General features: G+C 27.3%; 14 protein-coding genes. 13 read left to right on the forward strand and 1 reads right to left on the reverse strand.

What is annotated here, in order from left to right; translation table 11 throughout:
* The first annotated feature begins 42 nt into the window (after positions 1-42).
* Positions 43-987: a hypothetical protein gene (locus tag AC2JAQ_RS04220; protein ID WP_488458059.1), complete on the forward strand. Its 945-nt coding sequence runs from the start codon at positions 43-45 to the stop codon at positions 985-987.
* A 105-nt stretch (positions 988-1,092) separates the two neighbouring features.
* Here AC2JAQ_RS04220 and AC2JAQ_RS04225 read toward each other — a convergent pair whose 3' ends face one another.
* Positions 1,093-2,436: an MATE family efflux transporter gene (locus tag AC2JAQ_RS04225; RefSeq protein ID WP_488458060.1), complete on the reverse strand. Its 1,344-nt coding sequence runs from the start codon at positions 2,434-2,436 to the stop codon at positions 1,093-1,095.
* 249 nt (positions 2,437-2,685) lie between these two features.
* On the opposite strand from AC2JAQ_RS04225, the gene AC2JAQ_RS04230 reads away from it, so the two are divergent.
* The 12 genes from AC2JAQ_RS04230 to AC2JAQ_RS04285 all read left to right on the forward strand — a co-directional run bounded on the left by AC2JAQ_RS04230 (position 2,686) and on the right by AC2JAQ_RS04285 (position 17,631).
* The gene (locus tag AC2JAQ_RS04230) at positions 2,686-3,339 is read left to right on the forward strand and encodes a Crp/Fnr family transcriptional regulator (protein ID WP_488458061.1); all 654 of its coding nucleotides are present in this window, start codon (positions 2,686-2,688) and stop codon (positions 3,337-3,339) included.
* A gap of 206 nt (positions 3,340-3,545) precedes the next feature.
* Positions 3,546-5,960, forward strand: a complete 2,415-nt coding sequence (locus tag AC2JAQ_RS04235) for a glycoside hydrolase family 2 protein (RefSeq protein ID WP_488458062.1) — start codon at positions 3,546-3,548, stop codon at positions 5,958-5,960.
* A gap of 701 nt (positions 5,961-6,661) precedes the next feature.
* Entirely contained in the window at positions 6,662-7,831 is a 1,170-nt protein-coding gene (locus tag AC2JAQ_RS04240) for a CAP domain-containing protein (protein WP_488458063.1), read from the forward strand.
* A gap of 337 nt (positions 7,832-8,168) precedes the next feature.
* Positions 8,169-8,885, forward strand: coding sequence for a polymer-forming cytoskeletal protein (locus tag AC2JAQ_RS04245; RefSeq protein ID WP_488458064.1), 717 nt, complete (start codon positions 8,169-8,171; stop codon positions 8,883-8,885).
* A 61-nt stretch (positions 8,886-8,946) separates the two neighbouring features.
* Positions 8,947-9,687 (forward strand): polymer-forming cytoskeletal protein, encoded by a 741-nt coding sequence (locus AC2JAQ_RS04250; RefSeq protein WP_488458065.1) that lies wholly within the window; start codon positions 8,947-8,949, stop codon positions 9,685-9,687.
* On the forward strand, positions 9,672-10,298 hold the full coding sequence (locus AC2JAQ_RS04255; RefSeq protein WP_488458066.1) for a DUF4004 family protein: 627 nt from the start codon (positions 9,672-9,674) through the stop codon (positions 10,296-10,298). The genes AC2JAQ_RS04250 and AC2JAQ_RS04255 overlap by 16 nt, the downstream gene beginning before the upstream one ends.
* 131 nt (positions 10,299-10,429) lie before the next feature.
* Positions 10,430-12,244: an ABC transporter ATP-binding protein gene (locus AC2JAQ_RS04260; protein WP_488458067.1), complete on the forward strand. Its 1,815-nt coding sequence runs from the start codon at positions 10,430-10,432 to the stop codon at positions 12,242-12,244.
* Positions 12,244-14,034: an ABC transporter ATP-binding protein gene (locus AC2JAQ_RS04265; RefSeq protein ID WP_488458068.1), complete on the forward strand. Its 1,791-nt coding sequence runs from the start codon at positions 12,244-12,246 to the stop codon at positions 14,032-14,034. Before AC2JAQ_RS04260 ends, AC2JAQ_RS04265 begins: the two co-directional genes overlap by 1 nt.
* Before the next feature lie 278 nt (positions 14,035-14,312).
* Positions 14,313-14,816 (forward strand): PH domain-containing protein, encoded by a 504-nt coding sequence (locus AC2JAQ_RS04270; protein WP_488458069.1) that lies wholly within the window; start codon positions 14,313-14,315, stop codon positions 14,814-14,816.
* A gap of 2 nt (positions 14,817-14,818) precedes the next feature.
* On the forward strand, positions 14,819-16,372 hold the full coding sequence (locus AC2JAQ_RS04275) for a PH domain-containing protein (protein WP_488458070.1): 1,554 nt from the start codon (positions 14,819-14,821) through the stop codon (positions 16,370-16,372).
* Between the two features lie 477 nt (positions 16,373-16,849).
* Complete coding sequence (locus AC2JAQ_RS04280; protein ID WP_488458071.1) at positions 16,850-17,143, forward strand: ArsR/SmtB family transcription factor; 294 nt, start codon at positions 16,850-16,852, stop codon at positions 17,141-17,143.
* An 89-nt stretch (positions 17,144-17,232) separates the two neighbouring features.
* Positions 17,233-17,631 carry an arsenate reductase ArsC gene (locus AC2JAQ_RS04285; protein WP_488458072.1) on the forward strand — a complete coding sequence of 133 codons (399 nt, stop codon included), beginning with the start codon at positions 17,233-17,235 and terminating at the stop codon, positions 17,629-17,631.
* Positions 17,632-17,813 lie beyond the last annotated feature (182 nt).

Genomic DNA, 17,813 nt, shown 5'->3' on the forward strand with positions numbered 1-17,813 from the left:
TTATGATTTTTTAAAAATGTTAGTAATAGAAAAGATATGCAAATGATTAAAGAAATAGATGAAAAAATCAAAAAGTATAGAAACAATAAGGTGCTTAGAGAAGCTTTGGAAAATAAAATTTCTTCAATAATAGAAACTTTAAACAATAAAGAGGAAGAGTTGGAATCTTTAGAAAAAAACTTAATTAAGGAAGAAAAAGATGTAGAAAGGTTAAAATCATTTTCTTTTTCAAATTTAATTGCAAGCATAATGAGAAATAAAAATGAAAAATTAAATAAAGAAGAAAAAGAATATCTAGATGCTAAATTAAAATATGATAATTTAAAGTCAGATATTAAAAATTTAAATAATGATTTAGAAGAAGAAAAGAAAAAGTTAAGAGAGCTACAAGTAGAAGATGATCAATATGAAGCTCTCATATTACAAAAAATAGACATGTTAAAGAGAAGTAATTTAGAGGTTAAAGATGAGATAATTAAATATGAAAAGGAAATTAGTTCTCTTTTAAATGAAAAAGTTTTGGTTTTAGAAGCTTTAAATGAAGGAGAAAATGCTCTTATGATAGCTGATGAAATAAAAAGTGCTTTAGATAGTGCTGAAAATTGGGAGTCATACACTATTATAGGAGCAGGAGTAATAAATCCTATAGAAAAGAGTGAAAAAATAGACTTTGCAAAATCTACTATGGAACGATTAAGTTATTCAGTTGAGATGTTAAATAAAGAATTAGAAGCTGTTAGAAAAGCAATGTCTTTAGAAGATAAGGATATTAGTGGAATTGTTTATATTTTTGATAATTTCTTTAATTGTATGTTTTATGATTTTTCAGATAAAGAAGATACCAAAGGTTCATTATATGAAATTTTTGAGCTTGAAGGCGAAATAAAAAGAATAGCAGAAAAATTAAAAAATGAAGAAGTAAGAGTTAATATGAAAATTAAAGAATTAAATGAAAAGTTAGAGAATATAGCAAAGACAGTAAGCTAATTACATATTATAAGTTAATATTGACAATACAAATAATTCTATGGGGAGTATATAAGTTTGATATACTCCCTTTTAAAGCTTTTAGATAATTCATTATATTATTCTTCATTGATTACATAGCTTTTTATTAAGGCTTATTTTAGCAATTATTAATGTGCATATGAATGCTAGGAAGTCTGAAATAGGGAAGGCTATCCATATACCCCATATACCAAGGTTAAATAGTAATGGTAGTATTATTGAAAGTGGAATAAAGAAAATAAATTGTCTTAGCAAAGATAAAATTAATGATTCTTTTCCTCTTCCTGTTGATTGATAGAAACCAATAGATGTTAGATATATACCTAGTACTGGATACATAATTATATTACTTTTTAATACCTTACTTCCTTCAGTTATTAGAGTAGCATCTGTTGTGAATAATTGCATGAATATATCAGATTTTATTAATATTATTAAGGTGAAAATTGTAGCAATACAAGTTGATATTATTAATGTTAATTTAAATGTACTCTTAACCCTAGTCGTGTTTTTAGCTCCAGTATTAAAACCAACAATAGGCTGCATTCCTTGAACCAGTCCAGATAAAGGCATTTGTATAAACAAGGTAAGTTTGTATACTATTCCATATATAGATAGGGCAAGATTTCCACCATATTTAACTAAGGAATGATTTAGTAGTAATGTAACTAGACTAATAGATACTTGAGTTATGAAAGCAGAGGAACCTATTTCAATAATTTCCTTAAATATTGAAAAATCAAATTTTATATACTCAAATTTAATTTTTACAGAGGATTTATTCACGAAGTAATAAACTAGGTATGAAAAGCTTAGTGATTTGGAAATTGATGTTGCTAAACCAGCACCAACTATCCCCATATTAAATTTGCATATGAACAAATAGTCTAGAATTATGTTTGCCACCATTCCAATACTCATACAGCACATAGCATCCTTGGCACTTCCTTCAGCTCTTGTTATATTATTAGCTGCTACACACATTGGAAAAAATAAAACCCCAGGAAGTATTGATTTAGCATAATCCATTGCATAAGGTAAAACCTCATTACTAGCACCAAGAAATTTTACAAGCTCCTCCAAAAATATAAATCCAAATACTAATGTAAATATTGAAAAGGAATATACTAATAAAATTAGATTACCAAAAGCTTTATTAGCTCCCTCTAAGTCATGTTGTCCAATTTTTCTTGAGAAAATTGAAGCCGTACCAATACCAATTAATGATGCTAGTGACATCATAATCATTTGTAAGGGAAGATATATGGATACACCTGCAATTCCTAAGGCACCAATTTCACGACCTACAAAGATTGTATCAACAATGTTATATATAGCATTAACAAGCATAGCAAGGGTTGCTGGAATACTTAATTTCATTAAGGCAGTAAAAATTTTTTCTTCACCTAAAATATAATCGTGACTCATATAATATCTCCTATAATAGTTGCTATATACAATTATTATATTTAATTAAGTTATAAAAGGAGATTGTTTTATTTTATAATCTTATTTGCTACTATAAATATAGAGTTTTACTGTGAGAAAATGTTGTGAAAAGCTTATCTGATAATTAACTATTTGGAAATTTATAAATTGAATATATAGAAATAATGTTTATTTTAAAAATATTAAAAAGAATAGATATGAATATAAGAGAAGAGGTGAGTTTTAAATATGAGCAAGGATATAAGTAGAAAATTAGACTTACTCTATGATATATATCCATTATTAAAAGATATAAATGAAAAAAGCAATGGTGCTTTTGAAGAAAAAATAATATTAATAGAACTTAAAAGTGGAGAATTCATTAAATCAAGCGAAGAAAAAAGCTGTGCTGGTTTTCCTTTAGTAATTAGAGGAGAGATAAAAATTCAAAGAATAAACGAAGAAGGGAATGAGACTAATTTATACACTATAAAAAAAGGTGAATTATGTCATGAAGCTCTTGGATGCTTTATGCATTGTCTCCCTCTTAACATAGAAGGATATGCTATTCAAGATTCAGAAATGTTTATAGTACCATCAGAAGTTTTAAGAACATATTTATTTAATAATTTAGAGTTTTTTCAAGCGTTATATAAAGATTTATATAGAAAATTTAGAGGAATAATAGACAAAAACGAAAATATTATTCATGAGCCAATAGATACTAGACTTACTAAATTTTTAAAAGAAAAAGGTACAAGTAATATTTATATTACTCATAATGAGATTGCAAAAGAAATAGGATCTTCAAGAGAAGTTGTTAGTAGAAAACTTAAGAAGTTAGAAAATGAAGGGGTTTTAGCCTTATCAAGGGGTAAAATAACATTAATTAAAAAATTATAAATGCAAATTAGAACACTTTAAGCATTAATAATGAATTTTATTTATATTGTTAAGTTTAAAGTGTTTTTATCTTAGACAAAATTAAATTATTTGTTAGAAACTTCAATTGTTAAAAGAAAGTTCATAGAGAAAACGTGTATAATATATATGGTAATAATTTACTTTGAGTTTGTGCAGAATTAGTTGCAAAATTAGGAGGGGAATTTATGAGAGAAATAATTCATATCAATAATCAATGGTTTTATGCAAAGGATTACAAAGAGGGGTATTTAAAAAATGAGTTTGATTTTAGTAATTTTGAAAGAGTAGATTTACCTCATACAAATATAGAATTACCATATAACTATTTTGACGAAAAGACATATCAATTTATTTCTACTTATGTTAAAATTTTAAATTTTGATGAGAGTATTAAAGGTAAAAAGGCATTTATAGACTTTGAAGGTGTTATGATAGATGCAGAGATTTATTTAAATGGAATTCATGTTGGTGGACATAAGGGTGGTTACACTAATTTTTCAGTAGATATTACAGATGCCCTAAAAATAAATGAGGATAATATATTAAAAGTTATAGTTGATTCAAGAGAAAGACCGGATATACCTCCACATGGATATGTTGTTGATTACTTAACTTATGGAGGAATATACAGAGAAGTTTCATTAAGAATAGTTGAACCTACATTTATTAATAACTTATATGCAAGAGCATATGATTGTTTAAAGGAAGAAAAGAAATTAGAAGTTGATATAGAAATAAATAACTTTGTCAACTATAGAAATGATATAGAAATAGTAGTAGAATTTGGAGACGAAGCTTTTGAAGAAACTTTAAGTACAAGCTTACCAATTGAAAAAGGAACAAATATTAAAAAGATAGAAATAGATGAATTAAATATGGTTGAATTATGGGATATAGAAAATCCTAAGCTTTATGAAATAAAAGTTAAATTATTAAAAGGGTCAGAAGTTATAGATGAATATAGCGATACTTTTGGCTTTAGAGAAGCCGAATTTAGACCAGATGGATTTTATTTAAATGGAAGAAGAATAAAACTTGTTGGATTAAATCGTCATCAAGCTTATCCATATGTAGGATATGCTATGCCAGAAAGAGTTCAAGAAAGAGATGCTGAGATTTTAAAAAATGAATTAGGACTTAATATAGTTAGGACATCTCATTATCCACAATCAAGACATTTTTTAAGAAAATGCGATGAAATTGGTTTATTGGTTTTCGAAGAGATACCAGGATGGCAACACATAGGTGATGAGGCATGGCAAGCTGAATCAATTAAAAATGTAGAAGAAATGATAAAGAGAGATTATAATAGACCTTCTATAGTTTTATGGGGAGTTAGAATAAATGAATCTCAAGACAATCATGAGTTTTATATGAAGACTAATGCCATGGCAAGAAGTTTAGATCCGATTAGACAAACTGGTGGGGTTAGATACTTAGAAAATAGTGATTTTTTAGAAGATGTCTATACTATGAATGATTTTATACACAGTGGTGGAGAAAAAGTATTAAGAACTCAAGATGAAGTAACAGGACAAGGAAAGAAAGTTCCTTATTTAGTAACTGAGTATAATGGACATATGTATCCAACTAAAAGTTTTGATCAAGAATGTAAAAAAGTTGAACATGCATATAGACATTTAAGAGTTATTAATGAATCTTTTGGATTAGATGAAATAAGTGGAGCAATAGGATGGTGTGCCTTTGACTATAATACACATAGCTCATTTGGATCAGGAGATAAAATTTGCTACCATGGAGTTTCTGATATGTTTAGAAATCCTAAGTATGCAGCTTATTCATATGCTAGCCAAAAGGAAGCAGAGGCTGGAGTTGTTTTAGAACCTATTACTTTAGGAGCTAAAGGGGAAAGAGATGGTGGTGCAATACTTCCATTTACCATTCTTACAAACTGTGATTATATAAAGCTATTTAAAGATGGAATATATATTGATACTTATTATCCTAATAAAGAAAAGTTTCCTAATTTACCACATCCACCAGTAGAGGTTTCACATATTCTTGCTATGGATTTAGAAATACCTCTTAGTGAGGCTGAAAAAGTTGAAATTAAGGAGTTTGTGTTAAATAAATTAAAAAATTCCAATTTAACAAATTTAGCCGAAGAGGATTATAAATATATAGAAGAATTCAGTGAAAAAGTTAATGTGCCAGTATTTAAAATCATGTCTTTAGTTTATAAATTAGCTGGAGGCTGGGGGGATAAAGAAAATGCTTTAACTATAAAAGGTTTCATAAATAATCAAGAGGTTGCTTCAAAGGAAATTGGTGAGTTGAGAAGTATGGATAAACTTCAAGTTATACCAGACGACTTAGAACTTTCTTCAGATAAGTCAAGTTATGATGCTACAAGGATTGTTGTTAAACTCTTAGATAATTTAGGAGAGGTTCTTTTCTTAAATAATGATTTTATTGAAGTTGAAATAGATGGACCTTTAAGCATAATGGGGCCAAGTAAATTTGGAATTTCTGGTGGAGCGACAGCCTTTTGGGTAAGAACTCATGGAGAAGCTGGACTTTGCAAAATAAAGGTTAAGAGTATGTATTTTGAAGAAGAAGTTACTATAGAAATTAAGTAAAGTAGTATTTATTCTAAAGTATTTTAGAAAGTCTATAGCCTTAATATAAAATTTATAAATTAGAAAATTAAATATTTAAACAAAAGGGGTTATATCATATTAATTTTAAAAGTCATTATAGAGGATCTTATTATGATTTCTATAATTTCATGTAACTAATAATGATATAACCCATTTTTACGTGACTTTGAAAGGACGACATCTGTCGAAAATATAATTTTTAAAAAAAGAAATAAGAGGATCCAATAATATTATTAGCTAATATATGAAAAAATATCATAGAGATTTTATATACTTTATACTATAAAAATAGGATTAATATGAATAATTTAATAGTATAGAATCATTTTTACTGTATACCCAAAAACAATATTGGTAAAACATAGGTGAAAAAGTGGATATTAGATTAATAGTCATATATAATTCAGTTAAAGTCTAGATAAAAGACTTTGATATCAATTGATTCCTAAGTTAGAAAAAAAGTGTTGATCTTAAGTTTACAGAAAAATGTAAGAGCCAAATGACTTATACATATTAGTAGTTAAGATATAACACTTTTTTATTTAATAGCTAAGTAATTCTTAAATTATACTTTACTTAAGATATAATTAGAGCTTTCAATAATATCTATGTATATGAAGGCTTATAAGAATTAGAGTTAGTTTTCTTAGGAAAAACAAAAGATAATTGGGGGGAAAAACATGAATAAAAAATTAATTTCTGTAATAGTATCTTTAGGAGTAGTTGCTGGTAGTGCTGGAATGGCATACGCTAATACTATAAGTACAACAAATCCTAAAAGCTTAGAAACTAGTAATAATGTTTTAACTGAGACTAACAAAAAAGTAGAAGATGGACAAGCTTCTGTTGAAAACACTAAGGCAACTACTGAGAGTAGCAATCCTTTTACAAAAGTGTGTGAATCTGTAGCTAAAACATTCTGTAAAGATCAAGGACAAGCTAATAAAGAAGAAGGACAAGCTAATAGTGAAAAAAATGATAATATAAACAATTCTTCACAATGTGATGAAGCAAACGCAGAATGTAATGGATCTAAGGATCAAGCGTGTGAAAATAATAATGATTGTGCCAATAACAATGGAACAAATTGCAAGGATCAAACTTGTGACAATAGTAAAGAAATAAATGATAATAAATTTTCAATTTTTGGATTTAAAATTCCATGTTTTAATAATGGGACTTTAAATAAAGGAAATAGTTGTTCAGAAACTGGTAATTCAAATAAAAATGATTCAGTTGAAGCACCAGCAGAAAAACCAGCTAATGACAAGCCTGCTGAGAATCTAATTGTTAACAATCCAACAGAAAAACCAGCAAATAAACCAGCTGATAAACCAGTAGAAAAACCTGCAGATAAACCAGTTAACAAACCTGCAGAAAAACCTGAAAATAAGCCAGCAGAAAAACCAGCTGAGAAGCCAGCAGATCAATCAAGTAACGAGAGTGCTTACGTAGCTCAAATTGAACAAATGATATTCAACAAGGTTAATGAAGAAAGAGCTAAAGCAGGGGTAGCGCCTTTAAGTTATAATAATACAATGCAAAAATATGCTCGTATTAAATCAGAAGATATGGGAGTTAAAAAGTATTTTTCTCATGAAGATCCAAATGGACAATTAATAACAGCTAAAATGAAAGCTGATGGAGTTTCTTATAATGCATGGGGAGAAAATATAGCATACTTAAGTGGATACTCAGGCGACGCGAACATAGCTAATCAGTTTATGACAAACTGGATGAATTCATCAGGTCACAGAGCTAACATATTATCTTCAAACTTTACTTCTATGGGAGTTGGAGTTTATAAAATTGGAAATACATACTATGCTACACAAGAGTTCATGAAGTAATAGAGCTTTTCAGATAATTTTTAATATGAAGTTATAGTTAATAACTATAGCTTCGTATTTTTTTATATAACATGTTTAAAATATAAAGTCATAGATATAGGTAACTTAATATTTTTTAGAAATAGACTGAAAATAAAAATAATAAATCTAAAAGAATTTGTTTACAAAACATGGTATTTCGTATATACTAAAAATATAAATAGATTTATATTTTTTTAAAGTTTAACGTAACAATGTTTCGTTTGTTGGTTTTAAATCTAATTTTAAATTAGTATAAACTGTTATTATTTTGGGATATAACGTAACAATGTTATATTGAAAGAAGGGTGATGAAACAATGCTTAATAATATAGATATTTCAGGAATGGGGAAAATTGCTGGAGGTGAATATAACAATATCAACATATCAGGAATGGTTAAAATTTGGGGTGATATAAAAGCTAATAATGTTGGAGTATCAGGAAAGGGAGACAGTTTAGCTAATATAGAAGCTAACTCTATAGACATTTCTGGAATGTTTAAAGTTTTAGGTGAGGCTAAAGTTATTGAGTCAATTAACTCATCAGGAAGTTTTAAAGTCTTAAAAAATATTACTGCAAATAAAGTGAATATATCAGGTACTTTAAAATGTTTAGAAGGAATAAACTTTGATTTGATCGAGCTTTCAGGATGGTTAAAATGCAAGAATGATTGTGAAGGAAGAAAAATTTATGGTGAAGGAAAAATAAATATTGAAGGATTATTATCTGCCGATGAAATTGATATAAAACTATTAGGTAGATCTAATGTTAATGAAATAGGGGGAGAAAATATAAAAATTAAAGCTGGAGAGGAAAATTGCTTTAAAATTTTTATATTTAATTATAAACAAAAAAATGAATTGATTTGTAATCTTATAGAAGGAGATAATATAGAGATTGAAAATACCACTGCGAAGGTTGTTAGAGGAAATAATATAACTATAGGCAGAAATTGCAAAATAGAGAAGATTGAATACTCAGGAGAATTGAGTGTAGCTGAGGGAAGTTGTGTTAAAGAAAAAATTTTAATTTAGTTGAATGAAATATAATTTTTAAGTAGATAAAATAGTTCTTATAAAAGGAGATAGTAGTTTTATGGAAAATAAAGAAACCTTATATGATGTTAAAATAGCAGGTTCAGGAACAATTTCGCCAGGAGAATATAATAATGTTAAGGTATCAGGCTCTGGCCAAATTTTAGGAAATATAAAGGCTAATGCAGTGAAAACAAGTGGAAGCGCAGATGTTAAAGGAGATATAATTACAAAAGAAATTAAGTGTTCAGGTAGTGTGGTATGCGATGGCAATGTAACATCAACAGAAACATTAAAAGTAAATGGATCAGGAATGTTTAAGCAAGATTTAAAGGGGAAAGAAATAATTTTAAATGGAGGATGTTCAATTCGTGGTAATGTAACCTTTGAAAAGATGATAATAAGAGGTGGATGCAAAATTGATGGGGAATGTGAAGGAGAAGATTTTTATAGTATTGGAAATATATATATGGAAAATCTTTTGGCCGCTGATAAAATAACAATACTCCCAGAAGGAGAGTCATATATAAAAGAAATTGGAGGAGAAGAAATCACAGTGAAAGCTGAATATAGGAAAAGATTTATGTTTTTTAAATTTGCTATTAATTCAGATGGATTCTTAACATGTGATATTATTGAAGGAGACAAAATATCCTTAGAAAATACAAAATGTAAAATTCTTAGAGGACATGATATTACTATAGGAAAGGGATGTGAAATAGAGAAAGTAGAATATACTGGTGAATTAAAAATAACAGATGAAAAAAGCACAGTAGGTGATAAGGTATGCATGAAGAATTAATTTCAAAAAAAGATTTATTAGCTTTAATGGGAATATCATATGGACAGTTATATAGATGGAAGAGAAAAAATCTAATTCCAGAGGAATGGTTTATAAAAAAGAGTGTTTCTACTGGACAAGAGACATTTTTCCCAAGGGAGAAGATCATAGAAAGAGTAAATACCATAATAGAACTTAAAGATGATGCCTCCCTAGATGAATTGGCAGAGAAGTTCTCTAATGAGATTAAAAATATTTATCTAAGACGAGAGTATATAGTAGAACGTAACATTGTTTCAGAGACCATTTTAAACATGTTTGATGCTTTTGCGGGAAGAGAAGAAAATTACAATGAAGTTACTTTGTTTACTTTATTAATATATAAGGACTTAATATTGAGTGGTCTTATTAATGGAGATGAAGCAAAAAATATTGTTCTTGCCCTAAAAAGAGAGTATGGAAGAATTGAAGATGAAATGACTTTAATAATAAAAAGAAAGTTAGGGGTTTGTTTTTATTATTTAGTCAATGAGGGAAAAGAGATAAACCTAGATGAAATAGCTGTGGTAATACAAAAAATAAATCTAGATAGAGTAAAGGATATGGTTAAAAAGTATAGTTTGATTAATTAAATTTATTGTAAAAATTATAGAAAAAGTTAAAAATTTTAATAAACCATAGTATTTTATAGAAAAATCAAGAAAGAATGATAAAATATATATAGATAATTTGGAATAAAAAGGTATTTGAAGGGGGAGAATTTATGAGTGGTCATAAGAAAAAGGGTACTCTTATAAGTAATTTAAAGTATGTTTTAGGATATGCTTGGCAACAGGATAAAATAGTGTTTTTGCAGTGCGCTATTTACACTATTTTAGCGCCAGCAGTTACTTTTTTAGGGATATTTTTGCCTAAATTTTTGATTGATGAACTTATGGGTCAACAGAGAATAGAAGTTATCTTAATAATTCTAGCTAGTTTTTTTGTATTATCCTCAATAGCTAATTTTATAGTTTCTTGGCTTAGAAATGCCTATTTTCCAAGAATTGTTGAGCTAAGAATGGGTTATATTTCAAAAATAAGTGAAAAAGAAATGCGTATGGATTTTAAGAATACTGAAGATCCAGAAGTTTTAAATAAAATAGAGAGTGTATATAATGCAGTCAATAGCAACAATACAGGGGTAGAAGGTATATATCACTTACTGTTAGGGCTTTGTGGTAAGCTTACAGCTTTTATTGGATATATTTCAATATTATTCTTCCTAAGTCCATGGATTTTATTATTTTTAATGTTAAACGTTTTAATAAGTTACTTCTTAACATTCAATGTTAAAAAATATGAGTATAGTTTAAAAGATGATGCAGCTGATAAAGATAGAAGAAGTTTTTATGCTTTTGATACCATGTATGATTTTTCATATGGAAAAGATATAAGAATATATAATTTAAAGAATATTTTAGTTAATAAGTTTAAAAAGTTTAGAGGGGCAAGACTGGATATTTCTAAAGCTTTAAGAAAAAAAGAAATAAAAGCTAAGTTAGCAGATGTTGGGCTTCTTTTAGTAAGGGAAGCTGTTGTTTATGGTTATTTGATATATAATGTATTGTTTGCTGCTATGACTATTGGAGATTTCACAATGTATTTTTCAACAATCAGTGGATTTGGTGACTGGATGAAAGGTATATTAGAGGATATTGCTAATATCAAGGTTCAAAGTATGTATTTAGATGATATGAGAGAATTTTTAGAAATGAAGGATAGTGATGAGGTAGAGAATCCAATAGAAATTCCACAAGATGATTCTTATGAGATAGAATTTAAAAATGTATCATTTAAGTATCCAAGAACAGAGAGATATATTTATAAAAATCTTTCTTTAAAAATAAAAAAAGGACAAAGACTTGCTATTGTTGGAATTAATGGAGCTGGGAAAACAACTTTTGTTAAGCTTTTATGTAGACTTTATGAGCCAACAAGTGGGGAAATATTAATAAATGGGGTTAATATAAAGAATTTTTCAAAGGAAGAATATTTTAAGATTTTATCTGTAGTATTTCAAGAAATCAAGACATTTGCTTTTAGTGTTTTAGAGAACGTATCTTTAAAAGAGGCGAAAGATACTGATAGGAATAAGGTTTTAAAATGTATAAATAAAGCAGGAGTTGGAGAAAAAATAAATTCACTTGAAAAGGGTATAGATACATCACTTTTAAAAATATTAGATGAAGAGGGAGTAGAACTATCAGGAGGAGAAAATCAAAAGTTAGCCTTAGCAAGAGCTTTATATAAGAATGGGAAAATAGTAATTTTGGACGAGCCAACATCAGCCTTAGATGCTGTAGCAGAATATAATATCTATAAGGGTTTTGATGAGTTAATAGGAGAGAAAACAGCAATTTATATATCACATAGGTTAGCAAGTACAAAATTCTGCGATGTTATAGCTTTCTTTGAAAATGGAGAGGTTGTTGAATATGGAACACATGATGAACTTTTAAGTAAAAATGGAAAGTATAGTGAGATGTTTAACATACAGTCTCAATATTATAAAGAAGAAAGTGAGGCTTTATCATAATGAATAAGAAGGAAAAGTACACTAGTGATTTATATATAATAAAATATTTCTTAAAAACAGCACATGGTATGTCAAAAACTTATTTGCCTACATTGTTCTTTTCATCATTTTTTGCTGCTGCAGTTCCTTTCTTAAATATAATAATGCCAAAGTATATTATAGATGAATTGCTAGGAGCTAAGAGAATAAAAGTACTTCTTTTATTAGTATTGGCAACAGTAATAGGTAATGGAATATTAAATGCCATAAATAGAATCTTAGAAAATAAATGTGCCTTTAAAAATGAGGAAATAGTTGCAGGTTTTGATTTGCTAATAGGAAAAAAGGTTATGGATATGGATTTTGAAAATATAGAAGATCCAGAAATGCTTAATTTGAAAGAAAGAGCATTATTTCCAATAAGAAATCAAGGGGCAATATGGCAACTTATATTTACTTTATCAAGTATATTGACTGAAGTGATTAAAATTATAGCTTTAATAGGATTAATCCTAACTTTAGACTGGATTATTATAGTAATTATAGTTGGAATAGTTCTTTTAAACACTTTTGTTTATAAAAAATCTCAAAGATTACAGCATAAGTTTTATGATATGTTAATTCCACTAAATAGGGAGTATGGGTATTATGCAAATACGGTAAATGATTTTGGAGCAGCAAAGGATGTAAGACTTTATAATATAGCACCGCTTTTAGTTAATAAGATAGATAATTTTAATAAAAATAGTATGAGTATTTGGTTCAAAATGTTTAATAAATTAGGCCTTTTTGATGGATTTAACCAGGTAGTTGTACAATTACAAATGCTTGTAGTTTATGGGTATATAACTTACAGAGTTTTAAATAAAAGCATAGGTATTGGTGATTTTGCAATGTATACAAATGCAGCTATAAACTTTAGCACATCAATCTCTAATCTTTTTAAAAACTATGTGACAATAAGACAAATGTGTAGATACCTTCAAGCTTATATGGAGTTTGAGGGTGTAGAATCAAAACAAGTTAAGAATGGTAAGCATATTGAAAATTTAGAAGAGGCAAATATAGAATTTAAGAATGTTTCATTTAAATATCCAAGAAGTAAAGAATTCACTTTGAAAAATGTTTCAATTAATATAAAAGAAGGTGAAAAGCTTTCAGTAGTTGGATTAAATGGAGCAGGCAAAACAACTTTTATAAAACTTTTAGCAAGGCTTTATGATCCAACAGAGGGAGAAATTCTACTAAATGGAGTGAATATAAGGGAATATGATTATGATGAATATATGAAACTTTTATCTGTGGTATTCCAAGACTTTAAGCTTTTGTCATTTTCAATTAAAGAAAATATAGCTTTAGATAATGTTGAAAATGTTAAGGACGAGGATATAGAAGAGGTTTTAAGAAAAGGTGGATTTGAAAAAGATTTAGAGAAACTACCTAAGGGGATATATACCCCTATATACAAAAACTTTGATGAAGGTGGTATAGAGTTTTCAGGAGGACAAGCACAGAAATTAGCCATAGCTAGAGCTATTTACAAGGATGCACCAATAGTAATACTTGATGAGCCAACAGCAGCCTTAGATCCAAAAGCCGAGCATGAGATATATAGTAAGTTTAATGAACTTATAGGAAAGAAAACTACAATATATATTTCACATAGATTATCTAGCTGTAAGTTCTGTGATAAGATTGCAGTGTTCCATAAAGGAAGACTTATTCAATATGGTACACATGATGAGCTTGTAAAAGATAAAGGTAATGAATATGAGATTATGTATAGTGCACAGGCTCAATATTATATTTAAATAAAACCTTAAATATATAGAAATTTAGTGGTTAAGATTGTATCTAAGATATAGAACTAATTTTATAAAAGTTAGTCTATTATATAGATACAGTCTTTTTATTTAGATTAATAATTAGATTTCTTTCTTAAGCTTATCTTAATTTTTAAGGGTTAAAATTGACTAAGTAAATTCTATATGATATTTTAAGGAAAAGTTAACAAATTTTATAAAATTTAAACTTTTTTAATAAGTTGTCATAAAAATAAATACAAATAAATTTAAAAAGGGGGATGTTAATGAATAGAAAGCTTAGTAATAAAGCAATTAAATCTTGGGTAATATCTAGAAGTATTGCTCTAATAATATTATTAATTATATATATAGTAGCAATGGTTATTTTGCCTAAGTTTAATCTTCAGGGATTTAATTGGTTTATAAATAAATTTAGAACACCAATAAATATAGTAAGTTTAATAGTAATATTATTAACTGCTGTAAGTGCATTTATTGAGCCATTTTTTGAGTATAAGCAATGGAGTTATAAAATAAGTGAAGATGAGATATTCTTCACAGAGGGGATATACTTTAGGAAGAGTGTAACAATTCCTATTGTTAGAATACAAAATATAAATTTAAGTGAGGGACCAATTAATAGTTATTTTAATTTAGCTACTGTTAAGATAGGAACAGCTGGTGGAAGTTATGATATTCCTAATATCGATAAAGATGAAGTGGAAAAGATTAGAGAGTTTTTAAGTAAAAAGATAAATGAAAATGTAAGGGAGGAACTTAAGGGTTAATTATGAGTGAAGAGTTGAGTAGTAAAAAAATAAATCAATCTAATAATTATGAAAATCCTTTACATAATAGAGAAATAAAAATAAAAAATAATTGGAAAAGTTTGATTTATAGCTTGCCTAAATCAATAATAAATATTTTAGTTTTTTGTTTAGTAACAATAGCATTTTCTAAAAATAAGGCCTGGTATCTTATTGGCATTGTTATCTTACTAGATTTAGTTTTTATGATAATTGAGTGGAATAAAACTTTTTTAGTTATATCAAATGATGAAGCGAAATATCATAAAGGCATATTATCAAAGAAGACTCTAATAATACCTAGAAAAAATTTAAAGTCAATGGATATATCTCAAAATCTAATAGAAAAAATTTTAGGTTATAAGGTGCTTAAAATAGAAAGTTCAGCTAAGAATGTAGGATTAGAAGAAATTAAGTTTATGTTTTCTGATAAAGAAATAGAAATTTTAAAGAACTTTGCTTTTTCAGGAGATGGTGAAATTTATGATGAGAAATTAGAAATTTCTGAGGCGAGTTTAGTATTAAATAAAAAAGAGATTATAGAAAATAGTAATTGTAATGATACTACATCTGAAAAACAATACGAAAGAAAGTTTGAAAATAAAAAGCTAATACTTTTTGGTTTTACTAGCTTTAATTTATTTGTAGCATTAATATTTATTTTTAATGGAATAGACTATTTAGAAAAGATAGTGACTATTAATTTTTTAGATAGTTTTTTCTCAAGAGTAGAGCAATATACTTTATCTGTTGGAATCATAGTAGTTGTATTTATAAGTTTAGTTGGAATATTATTAGGACTTAAACTTATAGCAACAATATATTATTTTATAAAATATTATAATTTTACTATTTCTAAAAGTGGTGAGAACATAAAAATAAAGTATGGGTTACTAAGTACTAAAGAATTTTCATTTAAAGAAGATAATATTAAAATGATAAAGATAAAATCTAATCCAATTAGACAGCTTATTAAAAAGTATGAAGTGAATTTAACTTTAAAAGGGTATTCTGGAGAGGGAAAAGATCGTGTTTTATTATATCCATTAGGAGATTTAGAAGAAGTACAAAATTTAATTGAAGAACTTATACCACAGTGGAAAGTAGAAGGTGATGGAGAAGGAATAAAACATGGTAGAATAACCATGATAATTAAGCCAGTATTAGGTATTCTTTTTACATCAGTCATTGCTTTATTAATTTTTAAAACACCATGGGTAATGTTAATAAATTTACTTTTATTAATAGTAATACCTTCTACTATTTTAAAAGGGATAAATACAAATTTAAAAGTTAAAGACAATAAGGTACGGGCAGTTACTGGTGGATTCTTTAGAACTATACACATATTAAAGGCAAGAGATATACAAGCTGTGAGTTTCAAAGATAATCCTATACAATCAAACTTAGGAGTAGGAAAAATTATTATAGATTACTATAGTGAAATAGTTGAGGAAGTAAAGTTGCCTTATATGAAAAAAGAGTTTGTTAATGAAATATTAAATGAATCATATAAAAAGTGCTTAAAAGTGAATTAAGTAAAGGATGCTAATTAGCATCCTTTTTATTATATTAAAATAAAGGCTCTGTTTTAATTGAGTGTTGATTTTAGCTAGCCCCTCAGACTTACTTAATTTCGCAAAGAGTTTCTATTATCTATTCCAAAATAATAGCTAAGGCTTTTAAACTCGCTATCGCTCAAACAAAAAAAGCCTCTTAACGCTATTATTTTTCCATAGATAATCAAACTCTAAATTGCTCATTAAGATAGTATTACGGTTCTATCTAAAATGAACACTAGTTTAAAACAGAGCCTTAAAATAAAAAGTGACTATATGTTTAATTGAATTGAACAATATTAATATAAATTTGTTTGGTTATATATCTATAAATGTAGATGTATTATTAGTATATTACGTTACGATATAACATATATTAATAAATTATATTGACATATATCGATGTTTGTAAATATAATGAATAAAGGATTACTTTGTGTTAGGATGTGTATAGTTATGGAAGATAGATTTGAAAAGAATTCAAGAGTCTTCAAAGCTTTAGGAGATTCAAATAGATTAATAATATTAAATTTATTATCAGATGGAGAAAAGTGTGCTTGTGAAATACTTAAATGTTTTAATATTTCTCAATCAACATTATCTCATCATATGAAGATTTTAAGTGAGTGTGGGTTAGTTAAATCTAGAAAAGAAGGAACGTGGAACCATTATAGTCTTAATTTAAACAATGCCAATAGAGCAATACTATTCTTTATGGATGTAATAACCTATTCAGATATGGAAAAATGATGTGGGATAATATAATGAAGATTTGGAATTAACAATGTTTTTAAGTATTTATATTTAATAGGAGAAGAAGATTAAGGAGTATTATTATTATGAAAAAAGTAGCATTTGTATGTGTGCATAATTCGTGTAGATCTCAAATGGCAGAGGCCTTTGGAAAGATAATTGGATTAAATGTTTTTGAAAGTTATTCTGCTGGAACAGAAGAAAGAGATAAGATAAATCAAGATGCAGTTAGAATAATGAAAGAAATAGGAATTGATATGGAGTTAACTCAAAGACCTAAATTATTAGGTGAAATTCCAGAAGTAGACATAGTTATAACTATGGGATGCAATGTTCAGTGTCCAACTTTACCTTGCAAATATAGAGAAGACTGGGGGTTAGAGGATCCAACTGGTAAAAGTGATGATGATTTTATATATACAAGAAATAAAATAAAAGAAAAAGTTGAAGAGTTAGTATATAGAATAAAAAATGGACAACTTTAATAAAGAGTTATTTATGAAAATAAGTATTAAGCTTTTGGGTTCATAAAAAATCTATAAAGTATGTGAAGAGAACATCTGTATGAGCTTTAGAATTTAAGTAATCATGGAAAGAAATTTATGTTAAGAAGCTGAGACTGTTTGACCGAAGGGAGTTTCGAAGCTTTAGTAAATTTATTGGAATG

This window comes from Clostridium sp. LIBA-8553 (assembly GCF_057782465.1).

Coding starts and splice junctions, on each gene's coding strand:
- AC2JAQ_RS04220 (WP_488458059.1), top strand. CDS start 43: ATGATTAAAGAAATAGATGAAAAAATCAAAAAGTATAGAAACAATAAG.
- AC2JAQ_RS04225 (WP_488458060.1), bottom strand. CDS start 2,436: ATGAGTCACGATTATATTTTAGGTGAAGAAAAAATTTTTACTGCCTTA.
- AC2JAQ_RS04230 (WP_488458061.1), top strand. CDS start 2,686: ATGAGCAAGGATATAAGTAGAAAATTAGACTTACTCTATGATATATAT.
- AC2JAQ_RS04235 (WP_488458062.1), top strand. CDS start 3,546: ATGAGAGAAATAATTCATATCAATAATCAATGGTTTTATGCAAAGGAT.
- AC2JAQ_RS04240 (WP_488458063.1), top strand. CDS start 6,662: ATGAATAAAAAATTAATTTCTGTAATAGTATCTTTAGGAGTAGTTGCT.
- AC2JAQ_RS04245 (WP_488458064.1), top strand. CDS start 8,169: ATGCTTAATAATATAGATATTTCAGGAATGGGGAAAATTGCTGGAGGT.
- AC2JAQ_RS04250 (WP_488458065.1), top strand. CDS start 8,947: ATGGAAAATAAAGAAACCTTATATGATGTTAAAATAGCAGGTTCAGGA.
- AC2JAQ_RS04255 (WP_488458066.1), top strand. CDS start 9,672: ATGCATGAAGAATTAATTTCAAAAAAAGATTTATTAGCTTTAATGGGA.
- AC2JAQ_RS04260 (WP_488458067.1), top strand. CDS start 10,430: ATGAGTGGTCATAAGAAAAAGGGTACTCTTATAAGTAATTTAAAGTAT.
- AC2JAQ_RS04265 (WP_488458068.1), top strand. CDS start 12,244: ATGAATAAGAAGGAAAAGTACACTAGTGATTTATATATAATAAAATAT.
- AC2JAQ_RS04270 (WP_488458069.1), top strand. CDS start 14,313: ATGAATAGAAAGCTTAGTAATAAAGCAATTAAATCTTGGGTAATATCT.
- AC2JAQ_RS04275 (WP_488458070.1), top strand. CDS start 14,819: ATGAGTGAAGAGTTGAGTAGTAAAAAAATAAATCAATCTAATAATTAT.
- AC2JAQ_RS04280 (WP_488458071.1), top strand. CDS start 16,850: ATGGAAGATAGATTTGAAAAGAATTCAAGAGTCTTCAAAGCTTTAGGA.
- AC2JAQ_RS04285 (WP_488458072.1), top strand. CDS start 17,233: ATGAAAAAAGTAGCATTTGTATGTGTGCATAATTCGTGTAGATCTCAA.